We start from the raw sequence: 15,213 nt of genomic DNA, 5'->3' as shown, positions 1-15,213 counted from the left end.
GCGGCGCGCTGCGGCTGCGCCGCTCATCCTGCTCAGCCCAGGAAGCTCAGACGCACCTGTCGCTCTGGGTTGTCACGATTCGTGTCGACCAGACACACCGACTGCCAAGTACCCAGCTCCAGGCGCCCGTTCAGCACCGGCAGCGTCGCATGGGGCGGGACGACCGCGGGCAGCACGTGGTCACGGCCGTGGCCGGGGCTCCCGTGGCGGTGCTGCCAGCGGTCGTCGGCGGGGAGGAGGGTGTGCAGGGCGGCGAGGAGGTCGTCGTCGCTGCCCGCACCCGTCTCGATGATCGCGATGCCGGCGGTCGCGTGGGGCACAAAAACGTTCAGCAGACCGTCGCGGCCGGCGGCCACCTCCCGCAGGAAGGCCTCGCAGTCACGGGTCAGGTCGGCGATCCGCTCCGTTGAGCCGGTGGCCACGTTCAGGACTCGAGTGGTGAAAGCGTCTGACATGACTCCCATCCTCACCCACACGTCGCGTTTCACACACGAGCGTTCGCCCGCTCCGTGACACCGGCGGTCCAGTTCGCGAGACGCCATTGACCGTGGGCACGTCATCTGGCTACTTTCGGCGGCATGTTGCGTTCAGCCCTGCTCACCACGCGCGGTCACATCGACCTGCTGCGGGTGGCCTCCGCCGCGTGTCGCCGCGGCTGCTGACGCCTTTCCCCTCGCCTCACCACTGGCTCGCATCACCTGCGCCTGCGCCTGCGCCTGCGCTTCGCCGTACCCGCGTGTTCTGACGCGCCGGTGATGGCGCGTCGCTGAAGCGCGCCTTCTTCCCCGAACGCTCACCTCCTGGAGCTCTCATGAGCATCAGCCATGCCCCGCCCGACTCCGACAAGCCCGATATATCGTCTAAATCAGCTTCCGCCGCCTCTCCTCCGAAGCTCGATCTCGAGCCGATCGTCCCCGCCTCCTCCCGCCGCACCCGCGTCCCCCGCTGGCTGCGCCGCACCAGCGGCCCGCTCCTGCTGCTGGCGTTGTGGCAAGTCCTCAGCAGCACTGGCGTGTTGACCGCCGACGTGCTCGCCTCGCCGGGGCGGATCGCCGAGGTCGCCAGGGAGCTGGTCGCCGACGGTTCACTGACCTCCGCGATGGGCACCTCGCTGCAGCGGGTGGCCGCCGGACTGCTGCTGGGCACCCTCGTCGGCACCGGACTCGCCCTGGTCTCGGGCCTCTTCCGGGTCGGCGAGGACCTCGTGGACGCCCCGGTGCAGATGCTGCGGACCGTGCCCTTCGTGGGCCTGATCCCGCTGTTCATCATCTGGTTCGGCATCGGCGAGGCTCCGAAGGTCGCCATCATCACGCTCGGCGTGACGTTCCCGCTCTACCTCAACGTGTACGCCGGCATCCGCGGCGTCGACGCCCGGCTGATCGAGGCCGGTGAGTCCCTCGGCCTGTCGCGGTGGGGGCTCGTGCGGCACGTCGTCCTGCCGGGGGCGCTGCCCGGCGCCATGACCGGCCTGCGCTACTCCCTCGGCATCTCCTGGCTCGCCCTCGTCTTCGCGGAGCAGGTCAACGCGGACTCCGGGATCGGCTTCCTCATGGTGCAGGCGCGGGACTTCCTGCGGACCGACGTGATCGTGGTCTGCCTGATCGTCTACGCCTTCCTCGGCCTGCTGGCCGACTTCGTCGTCCGTACTCTCGAAAGGCTGCTGCTGCAATGGCGACCGACGTTCACCGGCCGGTAGACACCCCCTCGGCTGTCCGTGTCGAGGGGCTGACCCGGACCTTCGACGGCCGTCCGGTCATCGACGAGCTCCGACTCGACCTACGACAGGGCGAGTTCGTCGCCCTGATCGGCCGCAGCGGATGCGGCAAGTCCACCCTTCTGCGCATCCTCGCCGGTCTCGACCGCGACATCGAGGGCACCGTCCTCGTGCCGCGCCGCAAGGCCGTCGCCTTCCAGGCACCGCGCCTGATGCCGTGGAAGAAGGTGTGGCGCAACGTACTGCTCGGTCTGCCCGGCAAGCCCGAGCGCGCCGTCGCCGAGCAGGCCCTCACCGAGGTCGGTCTGAGTAACCGCTCCGACGCCTGGCCCAAGACGCTCTCCGGCGGCGAGGCCCAACGCGCGTCGCTGGCACGGGCGTTGGTGCGCGAGCCAGATCTGCTGCTGCTCGACGAGCCGTTCGGCGCCCTCGACGCGCTGACCCGTATCAAGGCCCAGCGCCTCGTGGGCGAGCTGTGGCAGCGCCGTGGATGCGCCGTACTGCTCGTCACGCACGACGTCGAGGAGGCGGTTCTGCTCGCCGACCGCGTCCTGGTCATGGACGACGGAGTCATCGCGCACGAGCAGGAGATCGACCTCGACCGCCCGCGCGACATCACCGACCCGCGGTTCGCCGAACTGCGCGCCGGCCTCCTGGAACGCCTGGGCGTCGACACCGCCGCCGCATCGGCCGCCTGAACTCCCCACCAGCCCCGCCATGTCCGACCGTCCCCCCGCGAACCCAGCCACCCGAAACGGATCCACCATGCGACGACGCCTCACCCCCGCCGCACTGCTCCTCCCCCTCGCCCTGCTGCTCACCGCCTGCGGCGGGAACTCGGCCGCCTCGACGGGTGGCGACACCGACGGCACGGGCTCCCTCACCATCAACGTCGGTGACCAGAAGGGCGGTTCCGAGGCCATCCTGCGCGCCGCCGGCGAACTCGAGAACCTCGACTACAAGATCAAGTGGTCCACCTTCACCTCCGGCCCACCGCTGCTCGAAGCCGTCAACGCGAAGGCCGTCGACATCGGCGGCGTCGGCAACACCCCGCCGGTGTTCGCGGCCGGCGCCGGTTCGAAGATCAAGGTCGTGTCCGCGTGGCACGGCACGTCCAAGGGCGACGCCCTCCTCGTGCCCGACGATTCGAAGCTGACGAAGCCGCAGGACCTCAAGGGCAGGTCGATCGCCGTGGCGCAGGGCTCCTCCGCGCACTACCAGTTGGTCGCCTCCCTCGAAGCGGCCGGGCTGCGCCTCGCCGACGTAAAGGTCAAGTACCTCCAGCCGGCCGACGCGCTGGCCGCGTTCACGTCCGGCAAGGTCGACGCGTGGGCGGTCTGGGATCCGTACACCTCGCAGATCCTCCAGACCGGGCAGGGCCGCGTCCTGACGACCGGCGAGGGCGTGACGAACGGGCTGACCTTCCAGGTGGCGGCCCCGGGTGCGCTCGGGGACAAGAAGAAGGCCGCGGCGATCCGGGACTACCTGGACCGGCTGCGGCGGGCGACGGCCTGGGTCCACGACCACCAGGAGGAGTGGGCGAAGGTCTGGGCGAAGGACACCGGGCTGCCGTACGAGGTGGCGCTGGCCTCGGTGCGGCGGACCAACTCGACGCGGATCTCGGTCGCCGTCGACCGGCCGCTGGTCGCCTCCGAGCAGAAGATCGCCGACGCGTTCACCGAGCTGAAGCTCATCCCGCGCGAGGTCGACTTCGCCGACTTCGTGGACACCCGCTTCAACGGCGACCTCCCGGCCTCGACCACTCCGGCCCGCGCCTCCACCGGCTCCTGAGACCGGCTCCTGAGGGAGGCTCCCGAGGGAGGCTCCCGAGGGAGGCTCCCGAGGGTGGGCGACCGTACACGACTCGCGGGAAGATCCACGGCCTCCGCACTGTTGGTAGAACCGTGAACAACACGCGCGAGGTCGATGTCGTCGTCATCGGCGCCGGTCAGGCCGGACTGGCCGGCGCCTTCCACCTGCGGCGCACCGGTTCGGAGCCGGACCGCGACTTCGTGGTGCTCGACCACTCCCCCGGTCCGGGCGGCGCCTGGCAGTTCCGCTGGCCGTCGCTGACGTACGGCAGGGTGCACGGGATGCACTCCCTGCCCGGCATGGAACTCACGGACGGCGATCCGACGCGGCCGTCCGCCGAGGTGGTCGCCGAGTACTTCGAGGCGTACGAGCGCGCCTTCGACCTGCGCGTACGGCGGCCCGTCGACGTACGTACCGTCCGCGAGGGCGTCGGCGGGCGGCTGCTCGTCGAGACCTCGGCGGGGAACTGGTCGACGCGGGCACTGATCAACGCGACCGGGACCTGGGACCGGCCGTTCTGGCCGCGCTACCCGGGCCAGGAGACCTTCCGGGGACGGCAGTTGCACACCGCGCAGTACCCAGGGCCCGAGGAGTTCGCCGGGCAGCGGGTTCTGGTGGTGGGCGGAGGTGCGTCCGGCACCCAGCATCTGCTGGAGATCGCACCGTACGCGGCCGCCACCACCTGGGTCACCCGGCGGCCGCCCGTCTTCCGCGAGGGTCCCTTCGACGAGAACGTGGGCCGGGCCGCGGTCGCGCTCGTCGAGGAGCGGGTGCGGCAGGGGCTGGCGCCGAAGAGCGTCGTCTCGGTGACCGGGCTGCCGCTCAACGACCCGGTCCGGCAGGGAATCGCGGACGGGGTCCTGGACCGGCTGCCGATGTTCGACCGGATCACACCCGACGGCGTGGAGTGGAACGACGGCCGTCGCGTGGACGTCGACGTCATCCTGTGGGCGACCGGCTTCCGGGCCGCCATCGACCATCTGGCGCCGCTGAAGCTGCGCGAGCCCGGCGGCGGGATCCGCGTCGAGGGCACCCGTGCCGTCGCCGATCCGCGGATCCACCTCGTCGGCTACGGCCCGTCGGCCAGCACCATCGGGGCCAACCGGGCGGGCCGTGCGGCCGTACGGGACATCAGGCGGCTGCTGGCGGAGGAACCGGTCGCCGCGTGATGGCCCCACTGGTCACTGGTCACGTCGTGGACTGCGGGCTCGCCTTGCGGGGGGCGTTGAACTCCGCGACATTGCGCTGGTGCTCCGCGTAGTCGGCGGTGAAGCGGGTGTCGCCGGGCTTGACCGTGACGAAGTACAGCCAGTCGCCCGGTGTCGGGCTGATCGCGGCGCGCATCGCGTCCTTGCCCGGGTTGTCGATGGGGGTCGGCGGCAGGCCCATGCGCTGGTAGGAGTTGTAGGGGCTGTCGATCCGGGTGTCCTCGACGGTGGTCTTCAGCGTGGACCGGTTCAGCGCGTAGTTGAGGGTGGAGTCCATCTGCAGCGGCATGCCCCGCTCCAGGCGGTTGAAGATGACCCGGGCCACCTTGCCCATGTCGGCCTTGGTGGCCGCCTCGGCCTGGATGATGCTCGCGATGGTGACGGCCTGGTAGACGTTCATGGCGTTGCGCTGCGCACCCGCCGCGATGGGGGCGCCGTTGAACCTCTTGTTCGCGGTGTCGACCATGAACGACAGCATCTGCTCCGCGGTCGCCATCTCCTGGAGGGGATACGTCGCCGGGAAGAGGTACCCCTCCGGGTTGCCCTCCGCGTCGTTCGGCAGCTTCAGGTTGGCCTTGGCCAGGGACTTCTTGGCCGTTCCCGCGGGCAGGGCGAGGGCCTTGTCGACGGCCTCGTAGACCTGGCCGGCCCGCCAGCCCTCCGGGATCACCAGCGTCCTGGGCTTCGTCTCCTCGTCGCCTGCCAGGCTCAGCAGCGGCACCGCCACGGCGGTGCCGGCCACGACGGCCCCGGTCGCGATGAGGGCGACACGGCCCCGGCGCGTCAGTCGAATCGTGCTCCGTGGCGGAGTGTTCATGTGCATGCGGGCACGGTAACCCGCTAAAGCACACAAACCTGGCATATCGTCATTTTGTCGGCTCCAGTCGGGCGTCCTGGTGGACGAGCGCCGCGTACCGCCCGCCCCCCTCCAACAGCTCCTCGTGTGTTCCCTGTTCGGCCACGCGTCCGGCGTCCAGGACCACGATCTGGTCGGCACCCCGGATGGTGGACAGCCGGTGCGCGATGGTGAGCGTGGTCCGGTTGGCGGAGAGCGCGTCGATGGCCTCCTGGACGGCGTGTTCGGTGCGGGTGTCCAGGGCGCTGGTCGCCTCGTCGAGGATCAGCACCGGCGGGTCGCGCAGGATCGTGCGGGCGATCGCCAGCCGCTGCTTCTCGCCGCCGGAGAAGCGGTGGCCGCGCTCGCCGACGACCGTGTCGTAGCCGTCGGGCAGGGACGCGATGTGATCGTGGATCTGGGCCGCCTTCGCCGCCTGCCGGATCTCCTCGTCGGTGGCGTCCGGCTTGGCGAAGCGCAGGTTCTCCGCGATCGTGGCGTGGAAGAGGTACGTCTCCTGCGAGACGACGCCGACCGCGCGGGCGAGAGTGTCGAAGTCGAGGTCGCGGACGTCGACCCCGTCGAGGGTGACCCGGCCGCCCGTCACGTCGTACAGCCGCGGCACGAGATGACCGAGGGTGGACTTGCCGGCGCCGGTCGGTCCGACGACGGCGAGGCTGCCGCCCGCGGGGACGGTGACGTCGATCCCGTCGAGGACGGGGCGGCTCTTGTCGTCGTACCGGAACTCGACGTCCTCGAAACGCACCTCACCCTTGATGCGGTCCAGATGTACCGGCCGCTCGGGCTCGGTGATGTCTATCGGCAGGTCGAGGTACTCGAAGATGCGCTGGAAGAGCGCCAGCGAGGTCTGGATCTGGACACCGGTCGACAGCAGGCTCACGGCCGGGCGGAACAGGCCCTGCTGGAGCGAGACGAAGGCGACGATGGTGCCGATGGAGATCTGGCTGCCGCCCGTCGCGAGGGCGAGGCCCGCGGTCCAGTAGATGACGGCGGGCATGGCGGCCATGACGATCGAGATGACGGCCATGCGCCAGCGGCCGGCCATGTTCGACCGGACCTCGAGGTCGACCAGCTGCTCGGACTCGTCGGAGAAGGAGCGGGTGAGCGAGTCGGATCGGCCCATCGTGCGGCCGAGCAGGATGCCGCTCACCGACAGCGACTCGGTGACGGTCGCGGCCATGACCGCCATCTGCTTCTGGCGCTGGGTGGTGATCTTCTTGCGTTCGTTGCCGACCCGGCGGCTGATCCACACGAAGACCGGCAGCAGGAGCAGGGAGACGACGGTCAGGCGCCAGTCGAGGGCGATCATCGCGATGATCGTGGCGACCACGCTGGTCAGGTTGGAGACCAGGGAGGTGGCGGTGGAGGTGACGGTGGCCTGCATGCCGCCGATGTCGTTGGCGATGCGGGACTGGACCTCGCCGGTGCGGGTGCGGGTGAAGAAGGCGAGGGACATGCGCTGCAGGCGGCCGTAGACGGCCGTGCGCAGGTCGTGCATGACGCGCTGGCCGACCGTGGTGGAGATCAGGGTCTGCAGCACGCCGAAGATGCTGGTGAGGACGGCGCTGAGGATCATGCCGAGCGCGAGCAGGCTCAGCAGTCCGGTGCGGCCCTCGGGGATGGCGACGTCCAGCGTCTCCTTCAGCAGGAACGGGGTCGCCACGGTGACCAGCGAGGAGGCGCCGACCAGCAGGCCGACGACCGTGAGCCGGCCACGGTAGGGCTTGAACAGCTTGAGAATGCGGCGCACCTGCCGGGGTTCGTCGGTCGAGGTGCCGGAAGAGGGGGTCCACTTGATGTCGTCGCGGGGCATGGCTCCTACGGAGGGTGAGGGGATACGGGGTGAAGACTGACGGAGCTTAGCTCATTGTTACCTATACTCACAATGAGCATGGTCCTGATATTGTTCCCGCATGACCACCCCCGATCCCGACGGCCTGCTCGCCGAGCAGCTACTGCGGCTGACCCGCCGTGTGCACCGCATCCAGAAGCACCATCTGGAGCAACGCGGCCTCGGCGTCACCCCGGCCCAGTCCCGGCTGCTGCGCACTCTCGCGCACTACGACTCGCCGCCGCGCATGGCCGACCTCGCGGAGCGGCTCGAGGTGGTGCCGCGGGCCGTGACGACGCTCGTCGACGGGCTGGAGGCGAGCGGCAAGGTGCGGCGGATGCCGGATCCGACCAACCGCCGGGTGATCCGTATCGAGCTCACCGACGACGGGCACAAGGCCCTGCGGGAGCTGCACGGCGCGCGCAGGTCCGCGGCGGAGGAGATCCTGGCCCCGTTGACGGGCGAACAGCGCGAGGTGCTCGGCGGGTTGCTGGACACGCTGGTGGACGGAATACCGGAGCGCGGTCGGAACTGCTGAGCAACTGCTGAACAACCGCTGAGCAGCGCGAAACGGGCCGCGGTCCCCGCTCCAGCAGTAAGGAGCGGGGACCGCGGCCCGTCGGGTCATGGTCGTCAACTCACCTCAGAGGCCGATTCCTTGGCCGACTGGGCCGGTACGGCGGCGAGCTTGTCGTCGGAGTCGGACCCGACCGGCGTCTCGGAGGCCCCGGCACCCGGCGCTTCCGTCGCGGTCGGATCGCCCGCGTCGTCGTCCGCCGTCGGCACGATCTCGCCGTCCAGGACCCGCTTCGCCTTGTCGGTGTCCAGCGCGCCCTCCCAGCGGGAGACGGCGAAGACGGCGACGCAGTTGCCGAGCAGGTTCGTCACGACGCGCATCGAGTCCATGATGCGGTCCACCCCGAGCAGCAGGGCGACGGCGCCGGCGGGGATGGCCCCCAGTGAGGAGGCGGTGGCGGACAGGGCGAGGAAGGCCGAACCGGGGATGCCCGCCATGCCCTTGCTGGTCAGCATGAGCACCAGGACCACGGTGATCTGCTGGCTCAGGCTCAGGTCGACGCCCACGGCCTGGGAGATGAACAGCGTGCCGATGGACAGGTAGAGCGAGGCGCCGTCGAGGTTGAAGGAGTAACCCGTCGGCAGGACCAGGCCGACCGCGTCGTCGCGGGCGCCGGCCTTGCGCAGCTTCTGCATCACGCGCGGCATGACGGACTCGGTGGAGGCGGTGCCGAGCGCGAGGAGCATCTCCTCACGGATGTAGCGCAGGAACTTCCAGAGGCTGAGCCCGGTGACCATCTTCAGGGCGACGGCGAGCAGCACGATGAAGAACGCCGCGGCCGCGTAGCACAGGATGATCAGCTTGGCGTACGTCTCGATCACACCGAGCCCGTACTGGCCGATCAGGACGGCCATCGCGCCGAACACCGCGATCGGGGCGAGTCGCATGATGAAGCCGACGACCGCGAAGATGATCTCCTGGGCCTGCTCGATGGCGGGCAGGACCTGCGGCACCTTGGTGTGGCCGAGGTGGAGCAGCGCGGCGCCCACCAGGCAGGCGAGGATGAGTACTTGGAGGAGCTCGTTCTCGGCGAACGCGCCGATGAAACTGGTGGGGATCGCGTTCACGATGAACTCGGTCGTCGAGGGCAGCGAGCCGCCGCCCGTCTTCGCGTCGACCGCCGAGGTGTTCAGCGTGGACGGGTCGACGTTCATACCCGAGCCGGGCTGGACGACGTTGGCGGCGACGAGACCGATGATCAGGGCGAGCGTACTCGCGACCTCGAACCAGATCAGGGCCTTGAGCCCGATCCGGCCGAACGCCTTGAGGTCGCCGGCCTTGGCGATGCCGACGACGACCACACAGAACACCAGGGGGGAGATGATCGTCTTGATCAGCCGGGTGAAACCGTCGCCGAGCGGCTGGAGATCCGTGGCCACGTCGGGCCACAGCTTTCCGACGACGATTCCGAGCACCAGCGCGCAGGCGACCTGCGCGAAGAGAGAGGTACGCAATATGCGTGCGACGCGTCGCGAGGGGGACGGGACGGACGGCGGCACGGGCACTCCTTGTGGGGACGCTGTGGGGACGGTGACACAGAGTCCAGGACGGGACTTCTGCGATACGGAAAGCGGTTTCCGTGTTGGATCACTCTGGAGTGGCCGTTGATCGCCGACAAGACCGCCGCGTTGCGGCCGTGTAAATCACGGCCGCGTGTGACGCATCGCACACAACTCCCCTCAGCAGCCGCTGCGATCCTCCGTGAGCACCCCCTGCACGGTGCTCAGTGAGCGGTCGTAGCACCCGCTCGACCCACGGATCCGATAGCGCTCGCCCGTGGTCCCGACCGCGTGCCGCTGGTCGCGCGGCACGTTCACCGTGTACGTCGCGTCGCCCGCGTACTCGTCGTCGAGCCGCGACCAGGCAGTGCGTCGCCCGCCCACCGACTGGGTGACCGCGGCACGGTCACCGAGGGTCAGCACGGTACGCAGCCGGTCGGCCGCGCCGAGCGTGGTCGTGCCGTCCATCGTGTACGTCCGCTGGGTGCGCGTGGTGCGGGCCGGTCCGCGTCCGTCGACGGTGACCGTCTCGTCGTCCGTCCACGTGGCGTCGAGCGCGTCCGTGGTCTCGCCGTCGGTCCAGCGGTGCGTGGAGGTGCTCGCGAGGGAGCGGCTGACGGTGGTCGTCACCCGGCCGTGCGAGGTGTCGACGTATCCGGCGACGGTCAGCCGGTGGTCACCCTCGGTGTCCACACGGTGTTCCGAACCGGGCGTGTACGTCGAGGAGTCGGCGAGGTCGCCAAGCTTGTGCGCGGTGAGCTTCCCGGTGACGTGCGCGCTCTTCGCGTCCTGCCAGACGAGGACGTTCACCGGAGTGCTCCAGCCGCTCTGCCCCTCGGGCACGCCGACGACGGAGACCTCGACGCGGTGCGCGCGGCCGTCGTTGAGAAGGCCGGCGAAGGGCGTCAGGTCGTATTCGATCGGCTTGATGTCGAAGGCACGCGGTCCCGGGACGACGTACCAGAGAAAGGGGTTGGACCAGCCGCCGGTCCACACGGTCGGGAACGGGGCGGCGATACCCGCGAGTTGCCCGTCGACCTTGATCTGGACCTCGCGATAGGGGCCCCGGTCGGCCTGGCAGGAGTACGGGGCGCCGTCGGGAACGCTCAGGTACCAGTACTCTTCGCAGCCGCCGCCGGAGCCGGTGGCGTACACCTCGGCGACGATGCGTTCGCTGTTGCGTGGGGTGGTGAGGGTGGTGCCGCCGCTGCCGTCTGTGCCTTCGGCGAGGGTCAGGATCCGGTCGGGCGTGGCGGCCTGCCTGCCCGCGTAGAACGTCAGGGTGACCTTGACGTCGATGATGCCGGTGTACGTGTCGTCGACGACGTTCCCGATGAGCATCTCCACGTCCTGGCTGCGGCGGAGCGTGTCGCTGTAGCGCGTGACGTCCTTCTCGACGGACCACTCGATGCCGTCGGGCGAGGGCTGGGGCGTGGACGTACGGAAGATCTCGACCCCGCCCACGAGGAGATGACCGAGCCGGTCGAACTGCCGCCCCTTGACCTTGCCGTCCATGCGCAGCACGACCTTGCTCCAGCTGTCGCCGCAGCCGTCCGGCGGGGTGTAGGTGCCCCTGTACGGGGTGAAGTCCCGGAACTGCGCCTCCGCTACGGTGACTTGGCAGGACCTGCCGGAGGGCTTGGTGACGGGCGGGGCGGCGGTGATCGGGTCGTGCCAGTCGGAGCCGAACTCGGCGGGGACGTCGGCGGACGGGGAGAGGGCATCGGCGGACGAGGAGAGGCCGTCGGCGGATCGGGCGGGTGCCGCGCCGAGGAGGGTGCTCGCCAGGAGGGTCGCTCCGGCGAACATGGACATGATGATCCGTCTCTTCATGGCCGGTGTTCTACGGCGACTGGGGCGTCCCCCGCAATGAGGCCTCCGCTGACGCAGGCCTGAGGCCGTAGCCGATTCTGTGCGTCGGAGCAGAAAACCTGTTGCCCCCGACCACGTTCCGACGCGAACCTTTCACAGTTTGTTGCCGCCGTTCGCGGTCCCCTCCACCCCCTGACACGAGCCACTGGGACGTCATGCAGATTCAAGACCTTCCGTATCCCGATCCGGGCGTGCCCGACGCGCGCTCGGGTCCCCGATTCCTGTGGTGGCTCTTCCGGAATCAGCTGGGAGGCCAGCTCAAGTCACTGGCGTGGGGACTGCTGCACTTCCTGTCCGTCTCCGCGCTGCCGTTCTGTGTCGGTATCGCCGTCCAGGCCGTCGTCGACCGCTCGGGCCGGCGGCTCGCCCTCGCGGGCGGGCTGCTGGCGCTGTGCTGCGCCGGGCAGGCGATCGGCGACACCTTCCTGCACCGCACCGCCGTCACCAACTGGATCACGGCGGCTGCCCGAGTCCAGCAGTTGCTGGCCCACAAGGCCGCCCAGCTGGGCTCGGCGCTGACCCGGCGGGTCGCGGCCGGCGAGGTCGTCGCCGTCTCCACGGGGGATGTCGAGAAGATCGGCTGGTTCGTCGAGGCCTGGTCACGGTTCACCGCGGCGGCGGTCACCATCGTGCTGGTCTGCGTCGGTCTGGTCGTCTACGACCCGGCGCTCGGCGCGGTCGTCGCGGTGGGCCTGCCGGTGCTGGCGCTGGCGGTGCTGCCGCTGCTGCCCCGGGCGACCCGGCGTGCCGACTTCCAGCGCGAGAAGGCCGGACGGGCCACCGAACTCGCCTCGGACACCGTCGCCGGTCTGCGCGTGCTGCGCGGCATCGGCGGCGAGGAACTCTTCCTCGACCGCTACCGCCGTGCCTCCCAGGAGGTCCGCCACGCGGCCGTGCGCAGCGCCCGGATGTGGGCCCTGATCTCCGCCATCCAGGTACTGCTGCCGGGGCTGTTGATGGTCGCGGTCGTCTGGTACGGCGTCCATCTGGCCCGCCAGGGCCGCATCAGCGTCGGCGAACTGGTCACCGTCTACAGCTCGGTCATGGTCCTCGCCTATCCCTTGCGCCACTTCGAAGAGATCGCGATGGCCTACTCCTTCTCGCGCCCGTCGGCCAAACGGGCCGCGCGTGTGCTGTCCCTGGAGCGGGCGACCGACACGGTGGGGTCGCGCGCCGCCGAGGTGCCCTCCGGCGACCTGTACGACCCGGCGACCGGTCTGCTCGCGCCGTCCGGCCGGTTCACCGCAGTGGTCTGCGGCGACCCGGACGCGGCGGGGCGCCTGGCGGAGCGGCTGGGCGGCCACCCCGCGGAGGAGGGCGCGTCGGTACTGCTGGGCGGTGTGCCTCTCGACGAGCTCCCGCTCGACTCCGCACGGACGGCCGTCCTCGTCCAGGACAAGGACCCGGTACTGCTGTCCGGTTCACTGCGCGAACTGCTGAACGTCCCCGCGTCGGGCGACGTCGACGCCGCGAAGGCGCTGGCCGCCGCGCAGTGCGGGGACGTCCTGACGGCCCTCGTCCAGGGGTCACTCGGTGCCGAGGACCCGATGGACGCCCGCATCACCGAACGCGGACGCTCCCTGTCCGGCGGCCAGCGCCAGCGGCTCGCCCTGGCCCGGTCGCTGCTCACCGACCCGGAGGTGCTCGTCCTGGACGAGCCGACCTCCGCCGTCGACTCGCACACCGAGGCACGGATCGCTGAGAGCGTGCACGAACTGCGAGGGGGGCGCACGACCGTGGTGTTCACCTCCTCGCCCCTGCTCCTCGACCGCGCGGACCGGGTCGCCCTGGTGCACGAGGACGAGGTCGTGGCGGTCGGCCTCCACCGCGAACTCGTCCACAAGGACCCCCGGTACCGGGCGGTCGTGACCCGCGAAACCGACGAAGAGGCCGCCCTGCACGGCGTACTCGAAGAGCTCGACGAACTGGAAGAAATCGAGGAGACAGCATGATCGGCGTGGCGCCACCGGCGTACGACCCGGCGGCCCCGACCACAGCGAACACGCTGCCCGTCGGAGCCTCCGCGACCGTACGCGCCTACGTGGCCGAACTGTTCCGCCGTCACCGCCGCGCCTTCGTGCTCCTCATCACCGTCAACACGGTCGCCGTGCTGGCCTCGATGGTCGGACCGTGGCTGCTGGGCGGCCTCGTGGAGCGGCTGTCGGAGGACGCGCGTGAACTCCACCTGGGGCTGACCGCCACGCTGTTCGTGGCGGCCCTCGTCGTCCAGGCCGTGTTCGTGCGCGAAGTGCGGCTGCGCGGTGCGATGCTCGGCGAGCGGATGCTGGCCGACCTGCGCGAGGACTTCCTCGTACGGTCGGTCGGGCTGCCGCCGGGCGTGCTGGAGCGGGCCGGGACCGGCGACCTGCTGTCCCGGATCACGACCGACATCGACCGGCTCGGCAACGCGATGCGCGAGGCCGTGCCGCAGCTGGCGATCGGTGTGGTGTGGACGGCGCTGCTGCTGGGCGGGCTGGTGATCACGGCACCGCCACTGGCGGCCGCCGTGCTCCTCGCCCTTCCGCTGCTGGTCGTGGGCTGCCGCTGGTATTTCCGGCGCGCGCCGTCCGCCTACCGTTCGGAGGCCGCCGGGTACGCCGCCGTGGCAGCCGCGCTCACCGAGACCGTGGACGCCGGGCGCACCGTCGAGGCCCACCGGCTCGCCCGCCGCCGTATCGACCTGTCGGAACGCCGGATCAAGGAGTGGACCGCCTGGGAGCGCTACACGCTGTGGCTGCGGTCGGTGCTCTTCCCGGTCATCAACGTCACTCATGTGACCGTGCTCGGCTCGGTCCTGATGATCGGCGGCGTGTTCGCCCTGCAGGGCTGGATCGATGTCGGTCAGCTGACGACCGGTGCGCTGATCGCGCAGATGCTCGTCGACCCGGTGAACCTGATCCTGCGCTGGTTCGACGAGCTCCAGGTCGCCGAGGTGTCGCTGGCCCGTCTGGTCGGCGTACGGGACATCGAGCCGGATGCCGGGGACGCCACGGTGGCCCCCGACGGGCGGAACGTGCACGCGGACCGGGTGCACTTCGGCTACGTCGAGGGCGTGGACGTGCTGCGCAAGGTCTCCCTCAAGGTGGCGCCCGGCACCCGGCTGGCGCTGGTCGGCCCCTCGGGCGCGGGCAAGTCCACCCTGGGCAGGCTGCTCGCCGGTGTCTACGCTCCCCGGGACGGCCGGATCACCCTGGGCGGTGCCGAACTCTCCCTGATGCCCGCTGAGCGGGTCCGCGAGCACGTGGCCCTCGTCAACCAGGAGCACCACGTCTTCGTGGGGGCGCTGCGCGACAACCTCCTGCTCGCCCGGACCGATGCCGACGACGCCGAGCTGTGGGCGGCGCTCGGTGCGGTCGACGCCGACGGCTGGGCGCGTGCGCTCGACGACGGCCTGGACACCGAGGTCGGCTCGGGCGGTCTGGCGCTCACCCCCGCCCAGGCCCAGCAGATCGCGCTGGCCCGCCTGGTGCTGGCCGACCCGCACACGCTGGTCCTGGACGAGGCGACCTCCCTTCTCGACCCGCGCGCGGCCCGCCACCTGGAACGCTCCCTCGCCCGCGTCCTCGACGGCCGCACGGTGGTCGCCATCGCCCACCGCCTGCACACGGCCCACGACGCGGACGTCATCGCCGTCGTCGAGAACGGCCGCATCAGCGAGCTGGGCAGCCACGACGAGCTGGTCACCGCGGATGGTGCCTACGCGGCGCTGTGGCGGTCCTGGCACGGGTGAGCGGGGCTCCGCCGGGGAGTGTGGGCTGTGCCGCGGCCGAACTGTGCAGCCGCGGCGCGGCCGGGCGGGCCGAGATGTCGTCCCCGCGCGGGCTGTGCGGGGACCGGTCGGAGG

Annotated in this window: 13 protein-coding genes; 8 read left to right on the top strand and 5 right to left on the bottom strand. The window is 70.6% G+C overall.

The window, feature by feature from the left end:
* Positions 1-32 precede the first annotated feature (32 nt).
* Positions 33-455 (bottom strand): secondary thiamine-phosphate synthase enzyme YjbQ, encoded by a 423-nt coding sequence (locus OG252_RS43200; protein ID WP_329343031.1) that lies wholly within the window; start codon positions 453-455, stop codon positions 33-35.
* Between the two features lie 123 nt (positions 456-578).
* Between OG252_RS43200 and OG252_RS52440 the strand changes: the two genes are divergently transcribed.
* The 5 genes from OG252_RS52440 (at position 579) to OG252_RS43180 (ending at position 4,695) form a co-directional block, all read left to right on the top strand.
* On the top strand, positions 579-662 hold the full coding sequence (locus OG252_RS52440; protein ID WP_349817350.1) for a putative leader peptide: 84 nt from the start codon (positions 579-581) through the stop codon (positions 660-662).
* A 149-nt stretch (positions 663-811) separates the two neighbouring features.
* On the top strand, positions 812-1,696 hold the full coding sequence (locus OG252_RS43195) for an ABC transporter permease (RefSeq protein WP_266444314.1): 885 nt from the start codon (positions 812-814) through the stop codon (positions 1,694-1,696).
* Positions 1,669-2,412, top strand: a complete 744-nt coding sequence (locus OG252_RS43190) for an ABC transporter ATP-binding protein (RefSeq protein ID WP_266444311.1) — start codon at positions 1,669-1,671, stop codon at positions 2,410-2,412. Before OG252_RS43195 ends, OG252_RS43190 begins: the two co-directional genes overlap by 28 nt.
* Before the next feature lie 67 nt (positions 2,413-2,479).
* Positions 2,480-3,505 (top strand): ABC transporter substrate-binding protein, encoded by a 1,026-nt coding sequence (locus OG252_RS43185; RefSeq protein WP_329343028.1) that lies wholly within the window; start codon positions 2,480-2,482, stop codon positions 3,503-3,505.
* Between the two features lie 113 nt (positions 3,506-3,618).
* Complete coding sequence (locus OG252_RS43180) at positions 3,619-4,695, top strand: NAD(P)-binding domain-containing protein (RefSeq protein ID WP_266444306.1); 1,077 nt, start codon at positions 3,619-3,621, stop codon at positions 4,693-4,695.
* Positions 4,696-4,714: 19 nt separating this feature from the next.
* Here the strand turns inward: OG252_RS43180 and mltG are convergent, their stop codons facing one another.
* Both mltG and OG252_RS43170 read right to left on the bottom strand, forming a co-directional pair.
* Positions 4,715-5,557 (bottom strand): endolytic transglycosylase MltG, encoded by an 843-nt coding sequence (gene mltG / locus OG252_RS43175; protein WP_329343025.1) that lies wholly within the window; start codon positions 5,555-5,557, stop codon positions 4,715-4,717.
* 43 nt (positions 5,558-5,600) lie between these two features.
* Positions 5,601-7,403 (bottom strand): ABC transporter ATP-binding protein, encoded by a 1,803-nt coding sequence (locus tag OG252_RS43170; RefSeq protein WP_329343023.1) that lies wholly within the window; start codon positions 7,401-7,403, stop codon positions 5,601-5,603.
* 100 nt (positions 7,404-7,503) lie between these two features.
* Here OG252_RS43170 and OG252_RS43165 point away from each other — a divergent pair, with 100 nt between their 5' ends.
* On the top strand, positions 7,504-7,959 hold the full coding sequence (locus tag OG252_RS43165; RefSeq protein WP_329343021.1) for a MarR family winged helix-turn-helix transcriptional regulator: 456 nt from the start codon (positions 7,504-7,506) through the stop codon (positions 7,957-7,959).
* A gap of 95 nt (positions 7,960-8,054) precedes the next feature.
* Here OG252_RS43165 and OG252_RS43160 read toward each other — a convergent pair whose 3' ends face one another.
* Both OG252_RS43160 and OG252_RS43155 read right to left on the bottom strand, forming a co-directional pair.
* Entirely contained in the window at positions 8,055-9,497 is a 1,443-nt protein-coding gene (locus OG252_RS43160; RefSeq protein ID WP_266444297.1) for a cation:dicarboxylate symporter family transporter, read from the bottom strand.
* 180 nt (positions 9,498-9,677) lie between these two features.
* Positions 9,678-11,330 (bottom strand): peptide-N4-asparagine amidase, encoded by a 1,653-nt coding sequence (locus OG252_RS43155; protein ID WP_329343019.1) that lies wholly within the window; start codon positions 11,328-11,330, stop codon positions 9,678-9,680.
* A gap of 194 nt (positions 11,331-11,524) precedes the next feature.
* On the opposite strand from OG252_RS43155, the gene OG252_RS43150 reads away from it, so the two are divergent.
* Positions 11,525-13,321, top strand: a complete 1,797-nt coding sequence (locus tag OG252_RS43150) for an ABC transporter ATP-binding protein (RefSeq protein WP_329343017.1) — start codon at positions 11,525-11,527, stop codon at positions 13,319-13,321.
* Positions 13,318-15,099, top strand: a complete 1,782-nt coding sequence (locus OG252_RS43145; protein ID WP_329343015.1) for an ABC transporter ATP-binding protein — start codon at positions 13,318-13,320, stop codon at positions 15,097-15,099. Before OG252_RS43150 ends, OG252_RS43145 begins: the two co-directional genes overlap by 4 nt.
* Positions 15,100-15,213 lie beyond the last annotated feature (114 nt).

The organism is Streptomyces sp. NBC_01352 (genome assembly GCF_036237295.1).
In the GTDB taxonomy this organism is placed as follows: domain Bacteria; phylum Actinomycetota; class Actinomycetes; order Streptomycetales; family Streptomycetaceae; genus Streptomyces; species Streptomyces plumbiresistens.
This window is presented reverse-complemented; position numbering and strand designations above follow the sequence as displayed.